This window comes from Deltaproteobacteria bacterium, assembly GCA_016874735.1.
GTDB lineage: Bacteria > Bdellovibrionota_B > Oligoflexia > Oligoflexales > CAIYRB01 > CAIYRB01.
The window spans coordinates 36,531-56,537 of the sequence record VGTI01000016.1 but is presented as its reverse complement, the minus strand read 5'-3'; the positions used below and the strand labels follow the sequence as shown (position 1 = coordinate 56,537).

The 20,007-nt window shown below is 51.4% G+C and carries 17 protein-coding genes and 1 pseudogene; 10 read left to right on the top strand and 8 right to left on the bottom strand.

Going from position 1 to position 20,007, the window contains the following annotated elements:
* Window positions 1–45: 45 nt before the first annotated feature.
* The 3 genes from FJ146_09285 to FJ146_09275 are packed head-to-tail and all read left to right on the top strand — an operon-like array spanning window position 46 to window position 3,288.
* The gene (locus FJ146_09285; GenBank protein MBM4252150.1) at window positions 46–891 is read left to right on the top strand and encodes a TIGR02147 family protein; all 846 of its coding nucleotides are present in this window, start codon (window positions 46–48) and stop codon (window positions 889–891) included.
* Complete coding sequence (locus FJ146_09280) at window positions 888–2,063, top strand: hypothetical protein (GenBank protein MBM4252149.1); 1,176 nt, start codon at window positions 888–890, stop codon at window positions 2,061–2,063. Before FJ146_09285 ends, FJ146_09280 begins: the two co-directional genes overlap by 4 nt.
* Complete coding sequence (locus tag FJ146_09275; protein ID MBM4252148.1) at window positions 2,053–3,288, top strand: hypothetical protein; 1,236 nt, start codon at window positions 2,053–2,055, stop codon at window positions 3,286–3,288. The genes FJ146_09280 and FJ146_09275 overlap by 11 nt, the downstream gene beginning before the upstream one ends.
* A gap of 11 nt (window positions 3,289–3,299) precedes the next feature.
* Here FJ146_09275 and FJ146_09270 read toward each other — a convergent pair whose 3' ends face one another.
* From FJ146_09270 to FJ146_09240, 7 genes and pseudogenes are all read right to left on the bottom strand, one after another.
* The gene (locus FJ146_09270) at window positions 3,300–4,697 is read right to left on the bottom strand and encodes a VWA domain-containing protein (protein MBM4252147.1); all 1,398 of its coding nucleotides are present in this window, start codon (window positions 4,695–4,697) and stop codon (window positions 3,300–3,302) included.
* Window positions 4,698–4,890: 193 nt separating this feature from the next.
* Window positions 4,891–5,625: an amino acid ABC transporter ATP-binding protein gene (locus tag FJ146_09265; protein ID MBM4252146.1), complete on the bottom strand. Its 735-nt coding sequence runs from the start codon at window positions 5,623–5,625 to the stop codon at window positions 4,891–4,893.
* A gap of 13 nt (window positions 5,626–5,638) precedes the next feature.
* Window positions 5,639–6,310, bottom strand: a complete 672-nt coding sequence (locus FJ146_09260; GenBank protein ID MBM4252145.1) for an amino acid ABC transporter permease — start codon at window positions 6,308–6,310, stop codon at window positions 5,639–5,641.
* A gap of 815 nt (window positions 6,311–7,125) precedes the next feature.
* Window positions 7,126–8,019 (bottom strand): annotated as a pseudogene (locus FJ146_09255) (amino acid ABC transporter substrate-binding protein).
* Between the two features lie 30 nt (window positions 8,020–8,049).
* A complete protein-coding gene (locus FJ146_09250) occupies window positions 8,050–8,619 on the bottom strand; it encodes a hypothetical protein (GenBank protein MBM4252144.1) in 570 nt (189 codons plus the stop codon).
* Entirely contained in the window at window positions 8,616–9,299 is a 684-nt protein-coding gene (locus tag FJ146_09245; GenBank protein ID MBM4252143.1) for a hypothetical protein, read from the bottom strand. Before FJ146_09245 ends, FJ146_09250 begins: the two co-directional genes overlap by 4 nt.
* Before the next feature lie 77 nt (window positions 9,300–9,376).
* Window positions 9,377–10,345, bottom strand: coding sequence for a hypothetical protein (locus tag FJ146_09240; protein MBM4252142.1), 969 nt, complete (start codon window positions 10,343–10,345; stop codon window positions 9,377–9,379).
* A gap of 260 nt (window positions 10,346–10,605) precedes the next feature.
* On the opposite strand from FJ146_09240, the gene FJ146_09235 reads away from it, so the two are divergent.
* Entirely contained in the window at window positions 10,606–11,619 is a 1,014-nt protein-coding gene (locus tag FJ146_09235; GenBank protein ID MBM4252141.1) for a hypothetical protein, read from the top strand.
* A gap of 23 nt (window positions 11,620–11,642) precedes the next feature.
* On the opposite strand, the gene FJ146_09230 is transcribed toward FJ146_09235, so the two are convergent.
* The gene (locus FJ146_09230) at window positions 11,643–12,371 is read right to left on the bottom strand and encodes a PDZ domain-containing protein (protein MBM4252140.1); all 729 of its coding nucleotides are present in this window, start codon (window positions 12,369–12,371) and stop codon (window positions 11,643–11,645) included.
* Window positions 12,372–12,503: 132 nt separating this feature from the next.
* On the opposite strand from FJ146_09230, the gene FJ146_09225 reads away from it, so the two are divergent.
* The 6 genes from FJ146_09225 (at window position 12,504) to FJ146_09200 (ending at window position 19,906) form a co-directional block, all read left to right on the top strand.
* Complete coding sequence (locus FJ146_09225; protein ID MBM4252139.1) at window positions 12,504–13,265, top strand: LOG family protein; 762 nt, start codon at window positions 12,504–12,506, stop codon at window positions 13,263–13,265.
* Window positions 13,266–13,371: 106 nt separating this feature from the next.
* Window positions 13,372–14,088 carry a hypothetical protein gene (locus FJ146_09220; protein MBM4252138.1) on the top strand — a complete coding sequence of 239 codons (717 nt, stop codon included), beginning with the start codon at window positions 13,372–13,374 and terminating at the stop codon, window positions 14,086–14,088.
* Window positions 14,089–14,177: 89 nt separating this feature from the next.
* Window positions 14,178–15,581 carry a TolC family protein gene (locus tag FJ146_09215; GenBank protein MBM4252137.1) on the top strand — a complete coding sequence of 468 codons (1,404 nt, stop codon included), beginning with the start codon at window positions 14,178–14,180 and terminating at the stop codon, window positions 15,579–15,581.
* A complete protein-coding gene (locus tag FJ146_09210; protein MBM4252136.1) occupies window positions 15,544–16,443 on the top strand; it encodes an HlyD family efflux transporter periplasmic adaptor subunit in 900 nt (299 codons plus the stop codon). The genes FJ146_09215 and FJ146_09210 overlap by 38 nt, the downstream gene beginning before the upstream one ends.
* Window positions 16,440–18,476 carry an ATP-binding cassette domain-containing protein gene (locus FJ146_09205; GenBank protein MBM4252135.1) on the top strand — a complete coding sequence of 679 codons (2,037 nt, stop codon included), beginning with the start codon at window positions 16,440–16,442 and terminating at the stop codon, window positions 18,474–18,476. Before FJ146_09210 ends, FJ146_09205 begins: the two co-directional genes overlap by 4 nt.
* A gap of 50 nt (window positions 18,477–18,526) precedes the next feature.
* The gene (locus tag FJ146_09200; GenBank protein MBM4252134.1) at window positions 18,527–19,906 is read left to right on the top strand and encodes a TIGR01777 family protein; all 1,380 of its coding nucleotides are present in this window, start codon (window positions 18,527–18,529) and stop codon (window positions 19,904–19,906) included.
* Window positions 19,907–20,007: the final 101 nt, after the last annotated feature.

Below are 20,007 nucleotides of genomic sequence, written 5' to 3'. Positions count from 1 at the left end.
AATAAATAAACAAAAATCCGATATGATGAGGGTGGGAGGCACAAAATGCAGAGACCTCAACTTCATCTTTTCGAATCAATTGGCGCCTATCTCACAGCTATGGCTGAGTATCGGCGATCGGTCGATCCCAGCTTCTCGGTGGCCAAGGCATGCCGTGGAGAGTATCGGTGTTCACCTGCTCTCGTGTCTTTGGTCCTAGCTGGCAAAAGGCCTCTTACTCTAGATCGTCTTAATAACTTCTGCCATATATTTGGATTGAATGTTCAGGAACGCTTACAGCTTAAATTGATGCTGGAGGACGGTAGTAAGCCAGTTGCGGAGCCTCATGAAGAGCCGCGCAAGACCCTCGGACGCCGCCGCCGGGTATCCTCAGCGATTCTAAAAGATTGGTTGAATCCGTATGTAAAGGATGCCATTCGACTTGAGTCTGTGCGCCGAAGCGGTGTGCGAGGTTTGTTTTCTGAGCTGGTTCATATTGCCAACGAACACCGCATCGAAAAAGCGGTTAAATTTCTGCGCCATCACGGATACATCAAAGTTAACGAAAGCGGCCAGCTCGTCGAATCCGAGCCGCTCGCTGTGGTGCCGGATGCTCAATTTGATGCTCATGTTCGCAAGTTTCATGCGAATGCGTTGAAAATAGCCCAGTTGGGACTAACTCATGCGAATGCGGATGAGCGCCTTGCTCAAGCGATGATTCTGCCATTAGATGCCAAACGCTACGTCGAGCTGGTGGGGATCATTCGGCGCTTTTCCGAGGAACTGCAGAGCTTCACGGAGCATCATGCTGATGCTGATAAGCGTCTCTATCAATTGATTTTGCATTTAACACCTACCGGTGGCTTCAACTTTAACGCAGCTCCGACTAACAAAAAGGACCATCGCAAATGAACCGGTGCATTTTGTCCCTGGCAATATTGCTATGGTCAGGTTCGGGCTATTCATCAACATTTATCGGCAATGGTGGCAATATGTTGGATCCATCGTTGCGCCTCACTTTATCGCGCATTGCCGCAGCGATTGCGCATGCAAAAGAGTATCCAGATGATGTCTGTACCTGTCGTGGAACTTCCGAGCAATGCGCGTTTATTTCTGAAAGTTCAGAGATCCAGGCACATTTCTGCGCCAAATTTATTGCTGATCATGCAGCCGAATTTCTTGAACTCGTTAAGCCAAATGGAGGAATTTCCTTTGTATGGTCGGATAAAACTATGACTGACCACAAAGAGCATCGATCCTCCGACGCGATCGCGCAGCGAGAGAAAAAGAGAGTTATTTTGAATGAACTGCGTTTTCGTGATCTGAGCGATGCTGGTCGTGTTCAGCTTGTGGCACATGAATTAGGGCATTTTCTGTCCCATGATGGGCAAGAGATCGGTGACAGGGGGGCACTTGGACCATACAAAGGGGCTGATGGTAGTCGCACATTCCTTGATACGATCGGTGCTGCTATTGCTATCGAGGCGAGGCGCGCCGAAGTACTCACACTCGATGACGATGGCTTTAGTGCGCCGTTCTATAAATGGCGCATCAGTTACTTCTCAGAGTCGTACAATTTAGATCCGACCTTTACAAAGGCCTCTTTTGTACCAAGTAGCGGTGCACGCGAGGCTCTGGCCTTGAGCTACTATAGGCGAGCGACGAGTAATATCGGATTTGCATATCGCTACACGAGTACTGAGCTAAGAGGCTCTAACGAGCGTCGTACCGGCGTTAATGGCGAACTAAGGCTAGTGACGAATTATCTGGGACTGGAGTGGCGCGGCATACTGCTCTCTGGTGCCAGCGGACCATGGGCGTCCTATTTGCACTACGCCGTCTTTATCGGTGGTGGTGTGGGTTCGGTGAGTCAACGAATTTATGACTCGTTCAATTCTGAGACTCAGTCAAAAAATCTGGTCGGAGCGAAAACGGATGTGAATCTCTACCTGCCGCTTTACTACGGTTTTCTTGCTAGTTTGGGCATGGGCTACGATTATGCCCCCTATAAGCTCGAACAGCTCAGCGTGACGCAAAAAGACGCAACATTCTCCTTCTCTGTTGGAGTCAGCTATGGAATTTAATCTTAGGCCTACCCTCGCAACCGGTATGATTTGTATTCTAGGTTTCGTCGCAGCTGCGTGTGGAGGCTCCGGGTCAGGTGGCGGCTCCTCAAGCAGTGGCGGTGTGGTTGGGGCCGTTATCAACACCACACCTAATTCCAGCGCATCAAATGCCTGGCGTTTCTTTACCGCTGGTGGCGAGCGGGTGTTTTACGGTTACGACTCTTACGTTAAGCGGATTAACCGCATTAGCTCTAACGCGACGACGGTGCAACAGTCCTCTCAACTATCGGTCCCAGCACAGACCGATTCCTGGTTCGCCGGACCGGAGGGGAAAGTCTTTTTCACGATCGACGACAAAGCCTTATCCACATTGAATACTGAATCAGGTGTCAGTACTCCGGTGAAAACCTTTGCCGGTCGCGTGATCTCGGTGGCAGCTGATGCGACGCAAGGCTACTACGCCTTTGTTGACCAGTATTTTGCGGTGACACTCCTCACTATGGGGCAGAATGGTAGCGTGGAAAGCCAGTGGACAGGTGGCCCCCTACTAGGAGACGGCGTCACCATTAGTGCGGGCGATATTTTGCCCGGTGGCAAACTGCTGATAGCTGGTCCTGGTGGCGCCTTGGCTTTGGTTGATATCAGGGAGTCAATCACCAAGAATTCCTGGCAATTCCAAAAAATTCAGCTCACTGATTCCACTGGTCTGAATTTCGTCGCTCCAGTAGTCGGTCGCTCCGATAGAGCCATCGTCGGCAGTACAAAGAGTATGAGCCTACTCAACGTCGACTCTGGTGCCGTGCTCGACAATGAGGTCATTGGACTTTATGCCTCTAGTCAGAAGACGGGGCGTGTCCATGTTAGGTACCTAGATTCTGCCACAGACAAGTGGAAGTTTATCACTGCAGGCGACGGTGATTCGTTTGCGCGATTTGAACTCCCAAACTCTGATAATCTTAAGTTAGCAACCTATGTCGAGCAAACATATCTTACGGATAAAAATCTAAACGCGGTTATGAAGGCACTTCCTGGCATCAGCCGCCGGGTATTTACAGTTAGACTCTCGGATGCGCTCGTTGAGCGTTCCATCGATATTGGCAACGAGACCACAATCGGTCTTGGTGACGATGAGTTTTCGGCGATGGAGCCAAGTGCCCTCGGAGTGCTATCGATTTATAATCTACGCACCGGTGTCGCTAAATCGTTTAAGGGTTACAATAGAAAATTACTACAACGTGATTGAATGGGGCGCACTCACGGAGCCGTTGTATTGTACGTGATTTCCGAAGTAGCGCTGACGGTCGTGCCCACAGAAGTTTTGCCGATTACCGTGAGGCTATTGATACTCGGCTTTCCGACCTCGCCCGCCAGTTCAAAAGGTTCGGTTGTCCAGTAGTAACGGTTGATCGCAGTTTTACTCGGCTCCAGTCTTTCGATGCCGACCTTGACCGTGCCAGTCGGCGTGGTCAGCTCTGCCGTCATATCTCCTTTCTTGATATCAACGGTTGGCTGGCCAAGTGCCGCCGCAGCCTGCACTAATTCTTGTGCATTGGCAGTGACACGTACGAGTTTAGGGTCACCAGTGATCTGCTCTAAGTAGCCCTGAGGATTGTTAGCCTTACTGCCGTTGTAGCCAACAAATAGTGCAAACAGAGTTACATCCGGAATTTGTCTGAGGGCCTGAGCTGCTTGCAGGCCGGCGCTGCGTGGATCGTTAGAACCTGCCGTAGGTGAACCGTCAGAAATGAAATACACTAGCTTTTTACCGGGGAGTTTGGAGAGCACTGACGATGCCTCAGAGAATGCGGCTTGGTAGTTAGTGGATCCCAAGAAGTCAGAACCGCAGAACACATTTGACGTTAACGGTAGCTGGGCGATCGGGGCCATACCAGCAGCGGTACGCGCCTGGGTCGCAAAGGTGACTACACCGGATTTTATTGTGGTATCAGTCATAGCCTTGAACTTCTCCGTCAAGACCTGAGCCGCGCGTAAACGGCCGCAGGATCCACCAGAGGTCTTGTCGTTTGGGCCTTCGTTACCCGCGCCCTCCATCGATCCGGAACGATCGATCACGAACAACACATTTAAATCACCGCTAAGTTTGACTTGGGGGCAGAGTTCTCCCGCGACACGAACCTTCGATCCTTCTTTAGCAAAAAACTCTGATTTCATTGGGTTCTGATTCTGATTTTGATCGACACAAGGGAGCCATAATACTCCCGATGCGTCGCTGAAGAGACTGCCGTTCGGGCCTGGGTTGGCTAGACTGCTATCGTTTCCACCGTTACCGCCAACACTCATGCCATCGGAGTTTGAGCCTCCTTGGTTTTTGCCGCCTAGAGGACTGCCGCCCAATGTTGGGTTGCCTCCTCCGGCGAATAAACTGTCGATGAGGGATTTTAAGGGCTGGCCTTCAACCCAACCTGGCTTTTTGGCGTCATTGGTGGCAGGGGTGCCGTAGGCGTTGGCATCGACGTTTGGAACGGCGCCATTAGAGCGAGCGCGATTGTCGGCGCCCTTAGTGCGGGGACTACTCCCCTGGGAGCTGGCGTCTTTCCCACCAAATTGGGCCTGACCACAGCCTAGTAATGACGTTCCAAGAACGGTAGTTGAGGTGATGAGCATTAGCCGAATCGTGCTATGGCGTAGCATCTTGTGCCCCTTCTCTTGGTTTCGACGACCCTTTGTGAGACCGCTTTGTGCAAGAAGCGTGCTACTTTTCGAGCTACCTAAATTCAGGAGGTTAGCTCGCTACAATGTTACGGCTGTCAACTCCCTGGGCAGTAGAGCCGAAAATGCTAGGCGATTTAATCGCTGCTTCGTCACCCATTACAGAGATTGTCGGCTAATGACTCAGGATTTTATCAAGAAATTCTCTGGCACGCGGAGATCTTTGGGCCGCGTTCTTGAAAAACTCGTCACTCCCGCAGTCCTCGATAATAGCACCTTGGTCCATAAAAATTACGCGGTTACTAACGCGGCGAGCAAATCCCATTTCATGGGTCACGCATAGCATTGTCATGCCCTCTGCTGCCAGCTTCGTCATGACATCAAGAACCTCGCCAACCATTTCAGGATCCAAAGCGGAGGTTGGTTCATCGAACAACATGACTACGGGGTCCATGCACAGAGCTCGTGCAATGGCGACTCTTTGCTGCTGACCGCCAGAGAGTTGTGCGGGGAATTTGTCGCGGTGCGCTTTCATCCCGACACGTTCCAGGTACCTATGGCCGCGTTCCGTGGCATCATCAAGCGTCCGACCCAAAACTTTCATTTGGGCGAGTGTGAGATTCTCGGTAACTGACAAATGCGGAAATAACTCAAAGTTTTGAAATACCATGCCCACATGCGAGCGTAATGCTCGCAGATCAGTTTTGGGATCGTGGACGGCTTTGTCGCCAATCCATATCTCTCCGCTGTGAATTGGTTCTAGAGCGTTGATAGTCTTGATGAGGGTTGATTTTCCAGACCCAGATGGCCCACAGATGACAACCACGTCACCTTTGTTGATTTGGGTGGTGCAGTCTTGCAGTACTTGAAAGCTGCCATACCATTTCGATACCTTGGTCATCTTGATCATGTAGCTTCTCCGTTCATAACTCACTGCTCACAGCCAACCGGGTCTTAAGGTTGAATACAAGCCGTGATAGCGCATAGCAGACAGCAAAATAGCATGCGGCAGCTAGTAAGTAAGTCTCGATCGGGCGTCCGAAGTTTTTTCCCGCGATCTCGAAACCTTTGAGCCAGTCGTAGGCACCAATTGCATAAACTAAGGATGTGTCCTGAAAGAGGACGATGACTTGAGTAAGTAGAATCGGCGTTGTGTGGCGGAAGGCCTGTGGCAGAATCACATAACGTAATGTTTGGCGGTAGCTCATACCTAGAGCTAGGCCGGCCATGGATTGTCCTCGGGGAAGCGCCTGAATTCCCGATCGAATAATTTCGGCAAAAAAGGCCGACTCAAACAGCGAAAAGGTGAAGTATGCTGCCATTTCAGCGCCGATGGGGCGACCTATAAAAAGCGGAACTAGTAGGTAGAACCAGAGAATCAGCATGACGAGAGGCACTGCCCGCATCGTATTGATATAGGCCGAAGCTAGGCGTCTTAGCGTGTCGATCTTGCTTATGCGCGCTATGGCTAAACAAACACCGAGTAAGGTACCTAATAATGTGGCACAAGCGGTGAGTTTCAGGCTGAATGCGAGCCCGCGCGCCAGATAATTGGTCACGAGTTGCCAGGAGTAAAAGCTGGTATCTAGATTCATTGGGGTCCTGCTTTCACAAGGGGAACCTCAGTGTGATTATGATTGGTGCCTGGTATTTTCGCTTTTGCCTCCATGTAGGTCATTACGCGATTGACCACGAGGGCACTGAGCACATAGATGAGCGTTACTGCGGCATAGATCTCAATGCCGCGGGCAGTCTCCTCCTGAGCTTGCATCGCAAACATGGTGAGCTCTGGGACAGATACGGCAAAGGCCACGGCAGAATTTTTGATTATGTTCATGGCCTCCGACGTGAGTGGGGGGATGATTGTACGTAGCGCGACCGGCAAAAGCACGTAACGGTAACTTTGGAGCGTTGTTAAACCCAGGGCTTTAGCGGCTTGAAACTGTCCTTTGGGAATAGCAAGTATCCCCGCCCGCACCTGCTCGGAGACCCGCGCGGCAGTGAAAAGGCCGAGGGCTAAGGACACGACTAAATAAGCTGGCAGTGATTTAAATGAAGCCAGGAGACTTGGGACGACAAAATACCAAATGAATACTTGCACCAAGATGGGGATATTGCGGAATACTTCGACAAAAGCGCTAAGGGCACCGGCTAGCCAGCGGTTCCTTACTATAGTCCTTAGGGCTCCCACGGGTAGACCGATGCTTAAAGCCACCAGGAAGCCAATGCCTGCGACGACCAAAGTCCATCTCCAGGCACTCAGTAGCCAGTGTAGGTACGTGGTGTCACCGCCAAAGTCGTCTTTGCTTAGACAGTTGGGTATCGATTGACCCGTGACAATGCCACGGCAGAAAATCCCCAAGTCGAGTCCCTGGTGCGTGGACGACGGAGTTTCTATATGGAAGCGCCGATATTCTTCGGCAGGTCTGTCATTAGGCGATTCCCAGGCCGCTTTTGTGGCCTCCGAAAGGGCCAAACCCATGACGCGACCGCTCGGAGGTATCGGTTTAAGAAACCATTTATCCCAAAGAGCAGGTAAAGCGCCCTGCGTCATAAGCTGGTCCAAACTGTGATCGACAAGTTCCTTAAATGTAGGATCGTCTCGTCTGAGCATGATAGCGATCGGCTCCAAACTGAGAGGCTCACCGACAATGACGAACGCCCGCGGATCACGAGCGTTGGCAATGTTTCCAGCGAGTATGGAGGCATCCATCACAAAGGCGTCGGCACGACCTGATTCTAATAGGAGAAAGCTATCAGCGTGATCCTTCCCGTAGATACCATTGAAGTTGATATTTTGTCTGCGGGCCTGCGCCCGCAGTATTTGTACTGGTTGGGATCCCGTGGTCGAGACTACTGTCTTACCGCGTAGGTCGGCGATGGAAGATATGCCTGAGCCGCGTTTGACAGCGATCCGGACTTCCTCGATAAACGCCGTATGGGCAAACGCCACATCGCGTTGGCGCGCCAAAGTATTTGTAGTGGAGCCGCACTCAAGGTCTATAGTGCCGTTTTGTACGAGGGAAATCCGGTTCTGTGAGGATACGGCGATATATTTGGTCGTTAGTTTGCGCAGTCCTAGCTTAACTTGGATATCCGAGGCAATGTGACGGCAGATCTCTACATGATATCCATCGTACTGACCGTACCCTTGAGTAAAAGAGAGTGCACCCGAGGAGTCACGCACACCTAGGGTTATCGTTCCTGTTTCCCTGATTTTATTTAGGGTCGGGGACTCTGTCTGAGCCGCGTAACTCAATTGTGCGAGGCAAAAAAATAGACTGACCATGATTATGGTGCGCATCTTTAATTGACCCCGTATGAACCATATTCGTCAAAAACGATAGGCGAAACTCAGAGAACCCGAGCCCCTATCAGATGGCGGCACGTAGCCAATATCGATGGTACTGCGGACGGGGCGCCTGCCAAATAAATGTTCTTTAAGCTCAGGATTCGGGGTAACCCAGGCATCCACCGTTTCCCAAACGCGGAAGCTGATGAAAGAAAGCTGACCGAGGATCAGTCCAGGTTTATTGCACTTGGCAAGACGCTGTGCAATGTCGATCCTCTCAACTTTGAATAAGTCGTCGCGACAGGGGGCGAGACTTGCTAATACAGCGCCAAAAGACACGACCTCGCCTGCAGTAAATATCCAGCCATCTTTCCAATAACGGCCTTGAACGACGTGGCCAGTGCCGAATCCCAGGACTGTCGACGTCAGGCCGCCTAGCAGATACTCGCGTCGCTCCATGCCAACAAGCGTGTAGGTATAGGTTCGCTGATCTGGTTCGCCCTGGGGCTTTGCTTGGTTAGAGGTTGATACTTCCGTATTAGTGGGAGATGCCGCCACAAATGTGGGAAAAAAACTCATGGCGTAGAGACATACAAGAGCAATACGAATCACGAACGCTTCTCCCTTTTGTTGGTTTGCTTTCCCTGCGGGTAGCTGACTATGAGTCCCATGGTGGCTTGTCTGACGATCACTTTGGTCTGGAGATGCTGAAAGGCACTGGCTTCAATAGCCAGTCTAGTTTTACCACCGAAATAGGCCCCGAGGGACCCTCCAAACATACTGTAGGTTCCACCGTCGGCAGTGGTGCGAAAGATACTCCGCGGCGTGAATCCTAGGTCCATATTCTTAAAAGCGTGGTAGGTCATATATACGGGAATGTTGAGGTCGATTAGTGCTAGATTAGTGTTTTGGTCCTCTAGCGGCACGGATAAACCCAAATAACTGATACCGATACCTGAGCTAAGTGCAAAGGTGCTCGATTTTAGGATTTGAAACTTGGCATCTGCCGTGTATGAGGGAGGACCAGGTTCGAGAATAATTTTGGCTCCGATGTCGGCATCTTCAGTGACACCGAGTCTGCCACCGAATTCGTAAAATATGATGCCATTAGCACCGACGCTGCTGGTCTCGGCGATGGGCGTGTCTTTGGTCGCAACGAGTGACTGACCGGAGATCGCCATATAGGCCGACGTTTGCCCTGGGCTTAAAGTCTCTGCGGACTGCATAGTGGAATAGGAGACGCATGCCGATAGAGGAAACAGCATCAGCATACTGGTTAAATAACACCGCATACCTGGCATCCAATCTGGCTATGGTTGCGATTGCAATGCCTACCATGATTACAAAGTCTATCTGGTCTGTCTAGCGATCACTTGGTGCTTTGTTGATACAAGTACTTGACGAGGTTTGATGCCAAAGATTTGACCGCATCACGTACTTTGGCGGCTTGGCCTTTATCGTCTGCAGTAATTTTCGCGATCACCAGCTGATAGCCGGTACCGTCGATATCAAACACAGCATTTAGCGTTTGATAGCCTTTGACTGTCTCAAGCGAGCTCTTTAGTTGAGATGTGTATAAGTAGCCAGCATCATCAAATTTAAAATGATCGATTTGATAGTTGTAGCGAAGCTTGACGGTAACGGATGGAAAGCCTGCGGTCTTTAGCGATGAGTTGGAGTCAACGGTCCAGCCACGTACCCAGTCTTTATCGTCCTTGCTGGATACAGGCACTACTTTGACGTCAGCACCAGGAGTGCCTCCTTGTGACTGGATTTTTCCTTTTTCTGTTGCGACATCTCCGTCTGCTGGAGCAATCCGCTGAAAGTGTTCAGCGGCAGTAACTGGCATTTTTACCGCAACGGCAAAAAAGGCACTTACTGTTTTGTTTGTGTTTTCGATGGGCTTGATCGCAAAAAGTTGAGGCTCTCCCGATCCCTTGTAAGCATTCGGGACTAGAGTATTGAGCATCAACTGCGTTGGCGATCCATCTTTGCAAATCGTCGCCAAATGCTCCGCCAGATCTTGGCCAGCAGTGCGCGTGGCAGCAGCTGAAGTACACCAGGAGGCCGGTTCCTCTGCAACAGGACCCGTGATAGGGCGGTTATCGATTGGAACTTGGCAGATGTCGTCTGGACATTTCTGTACTTGCTGTGCGTCAAGATCCCGCGGCGTGGTAGATCCATCGCGCGTGCTAGTCGCGTTGCCATAGCGGTTGGATTTCGTAGACGGCTCGCTGCTACAGCTGATGATTGTCGATAATCCGATCGCGGCAGTGAGGTAGGCAAGGTAATTACGGCAATTTAGGAATGTAAATATGTTAAGGATTCCTGGATTCATCTCTAAAGTTCCTATCTTTAGCTGCCACACCGACACCTAACTCATTGTGGATTCGGCTTGGGTCTAAAAAAACTTTAGAACTATGGCCCATATATCAATGAAGTTGGGGTGTTGCGGCATTTGGTTTTGTCCGACGTGGGACTCGGTTTTGACTTGCGAGTTTGTATTATGTCGCATTTTTACGTGGTCGCTTCCTGGTAGCTCTACTATGAGGCGGCTATAATAGAGTGTCACGTGTTCCCAAACAGAAGGAACCTCCTATGGATGTTAGTCCCGTACATGTTGCGCCACTTATGCTGCGGCTCATGATAGGCATGCTGTCGATAGGATTTTCAGCCTGCGGCGTGGTGGAGAAGGTCACAAAAAAAGGCGGCTCAAAGGCTGCTGAGATATCAGACTCATCGACTATGCCGCTACCGAACGATGGCATCTTAATCGATGCCATCGATCTTGCAGTAGCGCCTGGGTTCGTACTTGAGCCCTATACGCAGGCCCAACTGCTCTATGAATTGAATACCAGCAGTGAATTTTATAACGTGCAGCCCGAACCCGAGACCAAGAGTGACTTCATCAAGTGCATCGAAGATAAATTCAAGGATTCGGCTGCGGTAGCCAATAAAAAATCCGTGGTCATTAAACTAGAGAGCGATGTCTCTGAGTGTCTGAGGATCGTGCTGACGAGCCCGGACTATGTGTTAAAGAGTGTCCAGGGAAAAAACCGACACTATTATTATGCAGTCTGCGAGGGTGCTGATGTTTCAGCTATGAACGGATTCAAGTGGGCTAGCGGCGCCAAAAGCGACGTAAAATGTCCGAAGATAACGGAAATGACACAGACGATCACCGATTCGGTGGTCGAATACGAAGTCGATGGCGTGGTAATAAAAAAGACCCAACGTGCGATGACCCATGCAGGCAATAAAAACTTGGGTGGATGTACAGTGCTTGAGACCGGCGACATAAAAACTCTGGGTGATGATTGTCTAAAAATAATTAAAAATGAGACTATCACCACTACCTCACTGGACACTGCGCGCAGTCTGCCCGTGCGTAAGTATAAGTGGACAAAAATTAGTTATAAGGGCGTCACTGCTAACTCATCGTCAAAGGATCATGTTTGGTACAGTAGCGGATCTGTGACTCTCGATATGAGTGGGTGGGTAGGTACGATCAAGTACACCGACAGTAAAATACCTCCCACCTATTCGATGCTGAACGCCGTATCCGGTGGCGCCACTGACGGGTCATTGATCGCTATGCCATCCGAGTTATGACTGGCGCCATGCTTTCGGGAAAGTCATTTGACATCAATTGTGACTTTTTGCGACTGGCCGTTGCGACGCAGCTCGATATCAATGTGTTCCGTGCCTTTGAGTGATTTCAGTAGGCTGATCGAGGCGGAAACATTATTGAGCTCGGTACCGTTAATATTCGTGACTACGTCTCCGTCCTGGAGTCCCGCCTTGGCGTAAATACTGCCCTCGTCAATTTGCGACATTTTGAAGCCTGCGATGAGCCCGTTCTCCATGAAAGGCTCAGCTGTCGCTTGCATCAGGATTTTGGCCAGATCTTCCTTGACGAGCTTGTCGCGGTAAGATGCGCTGACGCTAATCGTACCGCCCCGCCTTTCGAATCCCTCTTCGCGGTAGCGGTCCTGCGTTTGCGTGCGAGCACCCTGGCTCGCTGTTTTGGTGCCATCGTCCATAAATTTGCCGTGGTAAATGAGATAGGTTTTTCCCTCTCGGTCTATGGCGTGGATGGAGTTTTGATAAACGGACAAAACTTTGTATTTATCTAGTATGATGAAATCCCGTTTAACGGCTTTAACCGCTCCGGAATCCTCTTTAATGAGTGCCACATTACTCTCACTGTTTTTTTGTACGATAGCGCCGACGATAGCGAATCCGAGCTCGGTATCCTCTTTTTTGACTAATTCCCCAGAGCTGGCAGACATTGCTGCCAAACCTGCTATCATTGGTGGGAAGAGACGACGCATGTAATAACCCATACTCGGTGGCAACGGCACCCTGCTCTCAGGTCATCGGCATGCTTTGACTCAAGTTTAGCTCTGATGTGAGGCTGTTGATTTAGCGTGGTTGTAGTAGGCAGCGTCATAAAGTTGCATATGTTTATAAAATTTGAAATATTATAAATAGTTATGAGTTTTTGTGGCATAGCCCGAAGTGAGCTCACTATGGTCCTCAAGCAAAAGCGCGTAAGAAAAGTTTTAACAAGTAAGATTAGGCAGTTATATGATATTGTGGCTGATATCGATGGCCTGCTAACAGAGATGGAGACGGAGTTCTACCGTGTCTGTATTTTTGGTTCGGCCCGCATCAGCTCGGATAGCGCCATATACCAGCAAGTAGAGAAGTTGGCGGAGGGTCTATCTCGTCTGGGCGTTGATATCGTGACTGGTGGTGGCCCCGGACTGATGGAGGCTGCCAATAAGGGGGCCAAGGCTGGAAGTAAAGGCGCATGGTCCATAGGGCTGCCGATTGAGCTGCCGTTTGAGTCGGATGCGAACTCCCATCTCGATGTGAAGAGCCAGCACCGCCGTTTCTCAAGTCGCTTGGATGAATTTATGCGGCTTTCGCACGCTGTGATCATGGTCCCCGGTGGAATTGGCACATTGCTCGAGCTGTTTTATACCTGGCAACTCATGCAAGTGAATCACATTAAGCCCCGGCCGCTGGTGCTACTTGCCGATGACGAATCGTGGCAGCAGTTGATGGAGTGGCTGAGGAAATTCCCCTTGGCCAATAAACTCATGTCGGAACGTGATTTCTCGATGCTAAAATTAGCCCATTCTGTCGACGAGGTGGTTAAAATACTCGAGGTTGATATCAATAGATTTCGGACCGAAAATAAAGATGGTAACAGAAAGAGAAAAAGTGCGGATCAGAGTAGTGATGAGTAATCTCGATTTTTCATGGTGATTTATGCCGTCAAAAATGCAGCGCAAGGTGTCAGTTTCGAAGATTTTCCAGACAATCATTCACTGTGCTTTGATCAGCGCGACCAGCATGGCTAAGCGGACGCGGATGTCGGAAATCCGCTTTTTTGTCGACCTCTACGCTGGATTCCTACTTATGGGTACGGCCAACGAGCAGGTTGTTATTCAGTCAGTCCAAATTATGCGGATTCTCGAGCAATTGGAATCGCAGGGCCTGGTGACCATCACTAAAGATGGAGCGCAAACTTACTACAGCGCCGACGTCAAATGTTTTAAATATCTGTTGTCTGAGTTATTGAATCATGGGCAGCGTAAGCCTATGGAAGAGGTGATCTTCATCAATTACTACACCTCGACGTACCGGGGATTCTTTCTGAAGCAGGCCTCAGCGTTGACGGCTGAAGAGCATGCAGCGATGCTGGAATTATTGACTCCGGGCAAGCTGCTCTTACGTCAGATTGCCATCATGGACGAGCTGATTGCGCGCATCGAGGCGCGTATCGCCGATTACGGTAAGATTCGGACCTTTATGGAGAAGGCTGAGACGAGTAAGTTGTCGGTTGAGGAGAAGATTAAGCAACTACCACTCGGCCCCAACATTCCGCAAACCTATAAGAAATCGCTCCGCGATGTGCTCCTGGACTTGCCCAAGGCACTCAGGGAGCGGGAGCTCACAGTAGGTTTCGAGCATCGGCTAAAGTATTACTACGAGCCCTACTTAAATACCCTAAAAAGCGAGCGTGCGCTCATGGCTGGTCTGCTAACTAAGACCGATGGCAGTCAGTGAACCGCGATTTGCTCAGAATACCTTTGCCGACGAGCCTCCTCCTGCGGTTAAATGCCATGGTGGGGCTGTCCGGAAGCCCCCTAGTTTAGATGAGAGGGGTGGCTGTGCGTCAGTTTATCTTCCAGACTGGGATCGCGGCTTTATATGCGATAATCCTGTGCACCAAACCGGCAGCGGCTGCGCCCATGAATCTTGCAGAGGCACTGCGTTACGCTTTGGAGAACGCCCCCTCCATGCAGCAGGCCCGCAGCACCATTGAGGTGCGTGAGGCTCAAGTCGATCGAGCTAGGGCTCGTTATCTACCCTCGCTCGATCTCACGACGACCCAGGGTCTTATGCGTAGTGGTGTGCAGCAGTTTACCGTGGTCGGTGCCGGAACTGGCGGTGGGGGCGGCAATACAGGCGGCGGGACACTTCAGCCCTTGGCGCGCAGCAGTTCGCCGTGGTTTAGCCAGCTAGGCCTCAGTCTCACCGAGACTGTTTACGATAATGGCCAAAGTTTGATGCAGCATGATATCAGTGAAGCCAACCTGGAGATTGCCAGATTGAACTTCCTGGAGACTAGAGACACGACTCTTCTAGAAGTGTCGCGTGCATACTATGCGTTGTCTCAAGCTGATATCTTACTCAACACCAATCAGCAACAGGCTCAACTTACGGCTAAGCAGCTAAGTAAACTTGAGTCTCTTTATAAGCAAGGACTTAAAACGAAGCGGGAGTATTTTCGTCTCAAGAGCCAGGCCCAAAGAGCAGCGATCGAGGTTGGTAATGCCCAGGTGGCCAAGGCTAATGCCACCATCGAACTGCGACGTGTGATGGGTGTGCCTCCCGGTACTAGCGATGTCACTTTTGTCACGTTAACCGCAGAGGATTTACAGCGCGAAGAGCCAGGTCTGCCGATCAAAGTTCCGACCGTGGAGGCGAGTTATTTGGCTAAAATCGCAGCGCTAGAGGCCGAGGTAGCCACGGTTAATATCGATCTCGCGCGACGACGTAACCTCCCGGTGGTGACAGTAAGCTCTACGCTTAACTACCAGGTGCCCTCCTACTTGGCTTTTGCTCCGGCTGAGGCCAAAGCTAATCAGTGGAACTGGAACGTGCTCCTAGGCGTTAACTACAATATCTGGGATGCTGGGAGTCGGCGACGCGATATCGATCTGAGCGCAAGTCAGCTCACCATCCAAAATCGGGATAACCGCGATAAATTGTACGTGCGTGCAACGGGTATTGCGAAATTGATGGAGACGCTTCGCAACCTAAAAAACAACTTGCAGCTCAACCGGGAGCTGATGCGCCTTGAGCAGGTTAACTTCGCCACGCTTGAGGAAGATTACCGACAGGGCAAAGTGGCCTATCTTGATCTGGTAACGGGTCTTAGTGACCTCCTGTCAGCCCGCGTGAGTTATTATACGAATTATATCAATTTGCTGACCGCAATAGCGCAGTACCGCTACTATGAGGCAACAATTTATGAAACCGCAGCGACTGCTTAAGCTGGCCCTTGGTACTATATGTCTGGCGCTGGTAGCAATTGGCGTATGGCGTTTACCGGCGAGCGGCCGAGAGCGTCAGTTACCTATCGGCACTGTGGCCCAGGGCGATATGATCGTCAAGGTGACCATTTCGGGCACAGTGATGCCGAAAAGATATGCCAACATAGCTGCTCCCTATAATGGCTACGTTCAGCGTCTTTTTGTCAAAGTTGGAGACCGTATTGTTGCGGGTGCTCCGATCGTTAGCGTGGCGCAAGCCATAGGTGGCGGGCAAGAGGAAGTGTTTCCGCTACGCTCACCACTCACAGGTGTGGTCGCACAAGTATGGAAGCGTGAGGGGGAATACGTCACTGGCGGCGGGAGTGGCATGACAGTAGATGGGGCGCTGGTCCGGATTGACGACGTGAGCAAGTTAACCGTCACCTCTAATGTACCAGAGGTGGAGATCAGCAAGCTGAAAGTCGGTTTGCCCGTGTTGATCCGCGCCGTAGCGGTCCCCGATCGGACCTATAACGGCACCATTGGCGAGATAGCGCTCGCAGCTAAAGAACAGACTGGCGGAGATAGAGCGCGCGTCGAATTTCCCCTGAATATTACGATTGCAGAATATGACGATAAAATACGCCCTGGGATGTCAGTCGTGATCGATATCATCGTCAATGAGGTCAAGGGCGCGCTCATGCTGCCACATGAATTCGTGCAGCGTGGGCCCCAAGGATACTTTGTAACTCTGGCTACAGGTGAACGCAGACCTATTCAAGTTGGCATCAGTAACGATGAGTCTTTTGAGATCAAGAGTGGGGTGAGCTTAGGTGACAAAATCAAAATGGTCGATTTTCTCACTATGGGCGGTGAGCTGTGAGCCGCGACCAGATGGAACCGCCGCTCATTAAGGTGGTAGAGCTTGATTTCGCCTATATGCTTGAAGGCCGCTCGATTGAGATTCTGCGACGCGTCAATTTTACGATCAATCATGGCGAATTTGTTGCGATTCAAGGGCCCTCGGGGTCGGGTAAGTCGACGCTATTCTACATTCTAGGCTGCTTGCTCAAGCCTACAGGCGGTCGCGTCTATTTTGATGGAGCCGATATCACCGGTATCGACGGCCCAGAGGCTGCCTACCTCCGCAATCGCAAGGTTGGTTTCGTGTTTCAGCAATTTCATCTGCTGCCACGAGCCACAGTGCTGGACAACATCCTGCTGCCTGCTCGTTACCCCCAAGAACTGCCACCTGAGGGTGGCGATTTACGAGCTAAAGCTATAAGTCTGGCAGAGCGGCTCGGACTGGGTGACCGATTGTTCCACCACCCAAGCCAACTCTCCGGTGGCCAGCAGCAGCGTGTTGCGATCGCGCGAGCCCTGTTGACGGACGCGTCTCTGATACTTGCCGATGAGCCCACAGGTAATTTAGACAGTCGCAGTGCGGCCGAGATCATGCAGATCTTCCGTGAAATACATGCTCAGGGACGCACCATTGTCATGATCACACATGACCACGAAGTAGCGCGCTCCGCCGCGAGAGTGTTGCATGTGCGTGATGGTGTCGTCAGCGAGGGTGGATTGCAGCGTCTTAGCGGTGAGCTGACTACAAGCGAGAACCTTAAGCTACCTGGTGCTTGGAGCGATAACGTCGCGAGGCTAGCGGGCAAAACCCTACCCAGCGCCCTAAAAAATCTGCTCCGCAGTCGGACCAAATCAGTGCTTACGATGTTAGGTATCATTATTGGGATTGCTGCGGTTCAGGCGATGATTTCCCTAGGTGAGTTCACCAAAGCCAGGATCATGGAAGGATTTGAGGCGCTCGGAGTCAATAAACTCGTCGTGCGTGGCTATCCCAACTGGGAGCGACGGGCGAGCGACGAGACCAGACGTGAGTTTGGTGGATTCACAGTCGACAGCGATTTATCAGCTGTGCGGCGCGTATTTCCCGAGATCAGATACCTGTCACCGGTACTATCGTCATGGCAAAATACGGCTACCGCTGGCGGGCGCTCGGTCTCCGAAAACGTCCGGCTACGCGGCGTCAACCACGAGTATGCAGCCATTACCAACATCCAAATGGCCGAGGGGCGCTGGCTCTCCCCTTATCATGTGGAGCAACGTGCTCTCGTTTGCGTCCTAGGTAGCGAGCTTGCCACGCAGTTATTTCCCGGTCAGTCATCGCTCGGGCAAATGATCACTGTAACAGTAGATGCGGATAGATCGGTACCGTGCCGGATCATAGGTGTGGCTAAACCACAAAAATCAAACCAGGAATGGCATCGGCCGAACACGCAAATCAGCATGCCTTACACGGTGTATCAGGCCGTTGGCAGTTACATGTCGAGCCGGATGTATCAGTTTGCTGTACAGGTACGATCAGAATCGGACGTTGAGTTAGTCGCGCGGAAGATTAAGTCTTATTTCGGGCTGCGCTACGGTAAATCGGGCCGATTCATGGTAGATACCGAGGGCACTCTGGTCGCTCAGACTAAACGGTTTCTGACCATTTTCGCAGCATTATTGACAGCGATTGCTTTTTTATCCCTGTTGGTTGGGGGCATCGGCATACATAACATGATGCTGGTGTCGGTGACCGAGCGCATCAAGGAGATTGGTCTCCACAAGGCACTCGGTGCGACCAATCGCAGTATACGCATGCAGGTGCTCATGGAGTCTTTAGTACTGTGCTCCGTGGCTGGGATGATAGGAATTGGTGCCGGATTCGCGGCGACTGAGCTCATGATTTTTGCAGCGACCAAGTTTGTTCCCAAGCTGAAATTTGAGTGGGTATTTGAACCTGTCGCCATCCTTACGGCCGTTGGCAGTATTGTTGCTGTCGGTATGTTTTCTGGTTTATTTCCGGCGCGGCGTGCGGAGCGTCTCCAGGTGATTGAGGCGCTGCGCGCAGAGTGAAAATGAGCTACCATCGTTGGTGGCTGCCTCTATATTAAGGACCTAGACCTATGGCACATGTACTCATACTCGGAGCTACTGGACTTATCGGGCAGGCCCTAGGCCAGGCTTTAGTTAAGCGTGGTGATCAGGTGTCTATTGTTAGCAGAGGCATCAGGAGAGAACAGTTATCGTTTCCGTGTACAGTGTTCCAGTGGGGCCCTGACTGCAAAGAATTACCGGATTGTGCTATTGACGGTATCGATGCAGTCGTTAATTTAGCCGGTGAGAGCATAGCCGAGGGTCGCTGGACAGATGCAAAAAAGGCCCGGCTCATGGCCTCAAGACTAGGTCCTACCGAAGCAATGGTCCAAGCCGTGACGCGGGCGCGTCGCAAGCCGCGGGTCGTCGTGCAGGCATCGGCGATCGGGTATTATCCCGACGCAGGCGACGAGAGCCTGACGGAATCTAGTGCGGCGAGTACTCAGTTTACGGGCCAGCTCTGTGCCCAGTGGGAGGCAGCGACGGATCCGCTTAAACCGCTCGGTGTGCGTGTCGCGCTGTTGCGGATTGGCGTTGTCTTGGCTCACGGTGGCGGTGCCTTACCCAAATTGGCAAAACTCTACCGTTTAGGATTAGGGGCGGCACCCGGTTCTGGCGACCAGTGGTTCAGCTGGATTCACTTGGATGACATGGTCGGGTTGATTCTGACGGCGCTCAGTAACGACAAAGCCGAGGGACCCATTAACGCGACAGCACCGAACCCGTGTCGCTTTGTTGAGCTACATAGGCAGCTAACGGGTCGGGCCAGTGGGCCCGTACTGAAGGCGCCCTCTGCTGTCATGAAGGTGGCTCTTGGCGAGGCGGCACAGATGGTACTGGCAAGCACCAAAGTTATCCCTGTTAAGGCGCTGGAGCTTGGCCACCAATTCAAGTTTCCGACAGTTGCCTCCGCGGTTGATGATCTACTCGGCACGGATGCGTTGCGTGACACCGACTGGTTGAGATCCGCGCAGTGGTTGCCCGCGCCTTTAACTGAGGTGGCTAAGTATTTTTCTGATGAGCGAAATCTTGAAGAGTTAACGCCGCCTTGGCTCAGCTTCAACGTCGTGGGTAAATCGACGTCGGAGATTGAGAATAAGACGCTCATTTACTACAAATTGCGCCTCCATGGCATATCGTTCAAGTGGACGACTGAGATTATCGGGTGGGATCCTCCGCGTGGCTTTGTCGATCAGCAGCTACGTGGACCGTTCGCAGTGTGGCATCACACCCACCAGTTTAGCGAGCTTGGCGGGGGGACCTTGATGGTGGATTTTGTGCGCTACAAACCACCGGTTGGTATTTTGGGTGCTTTGACCGGAGGCTGGATGGTCGATCACGATGTTGCGCGCATCTTCGGGTACCGCCGTGAGACCATCGCCAGACGTTTCCCAGAGCCTGCAGCCTAATGGTTTTTTTAGTGATTTTCGATTCTTAAGGCCGTGTAGTCGGAGGTTGACATTGGTAGTTAATGTCAGCATAACCGAAGACCTTGCTTGGTGTCTCCTAA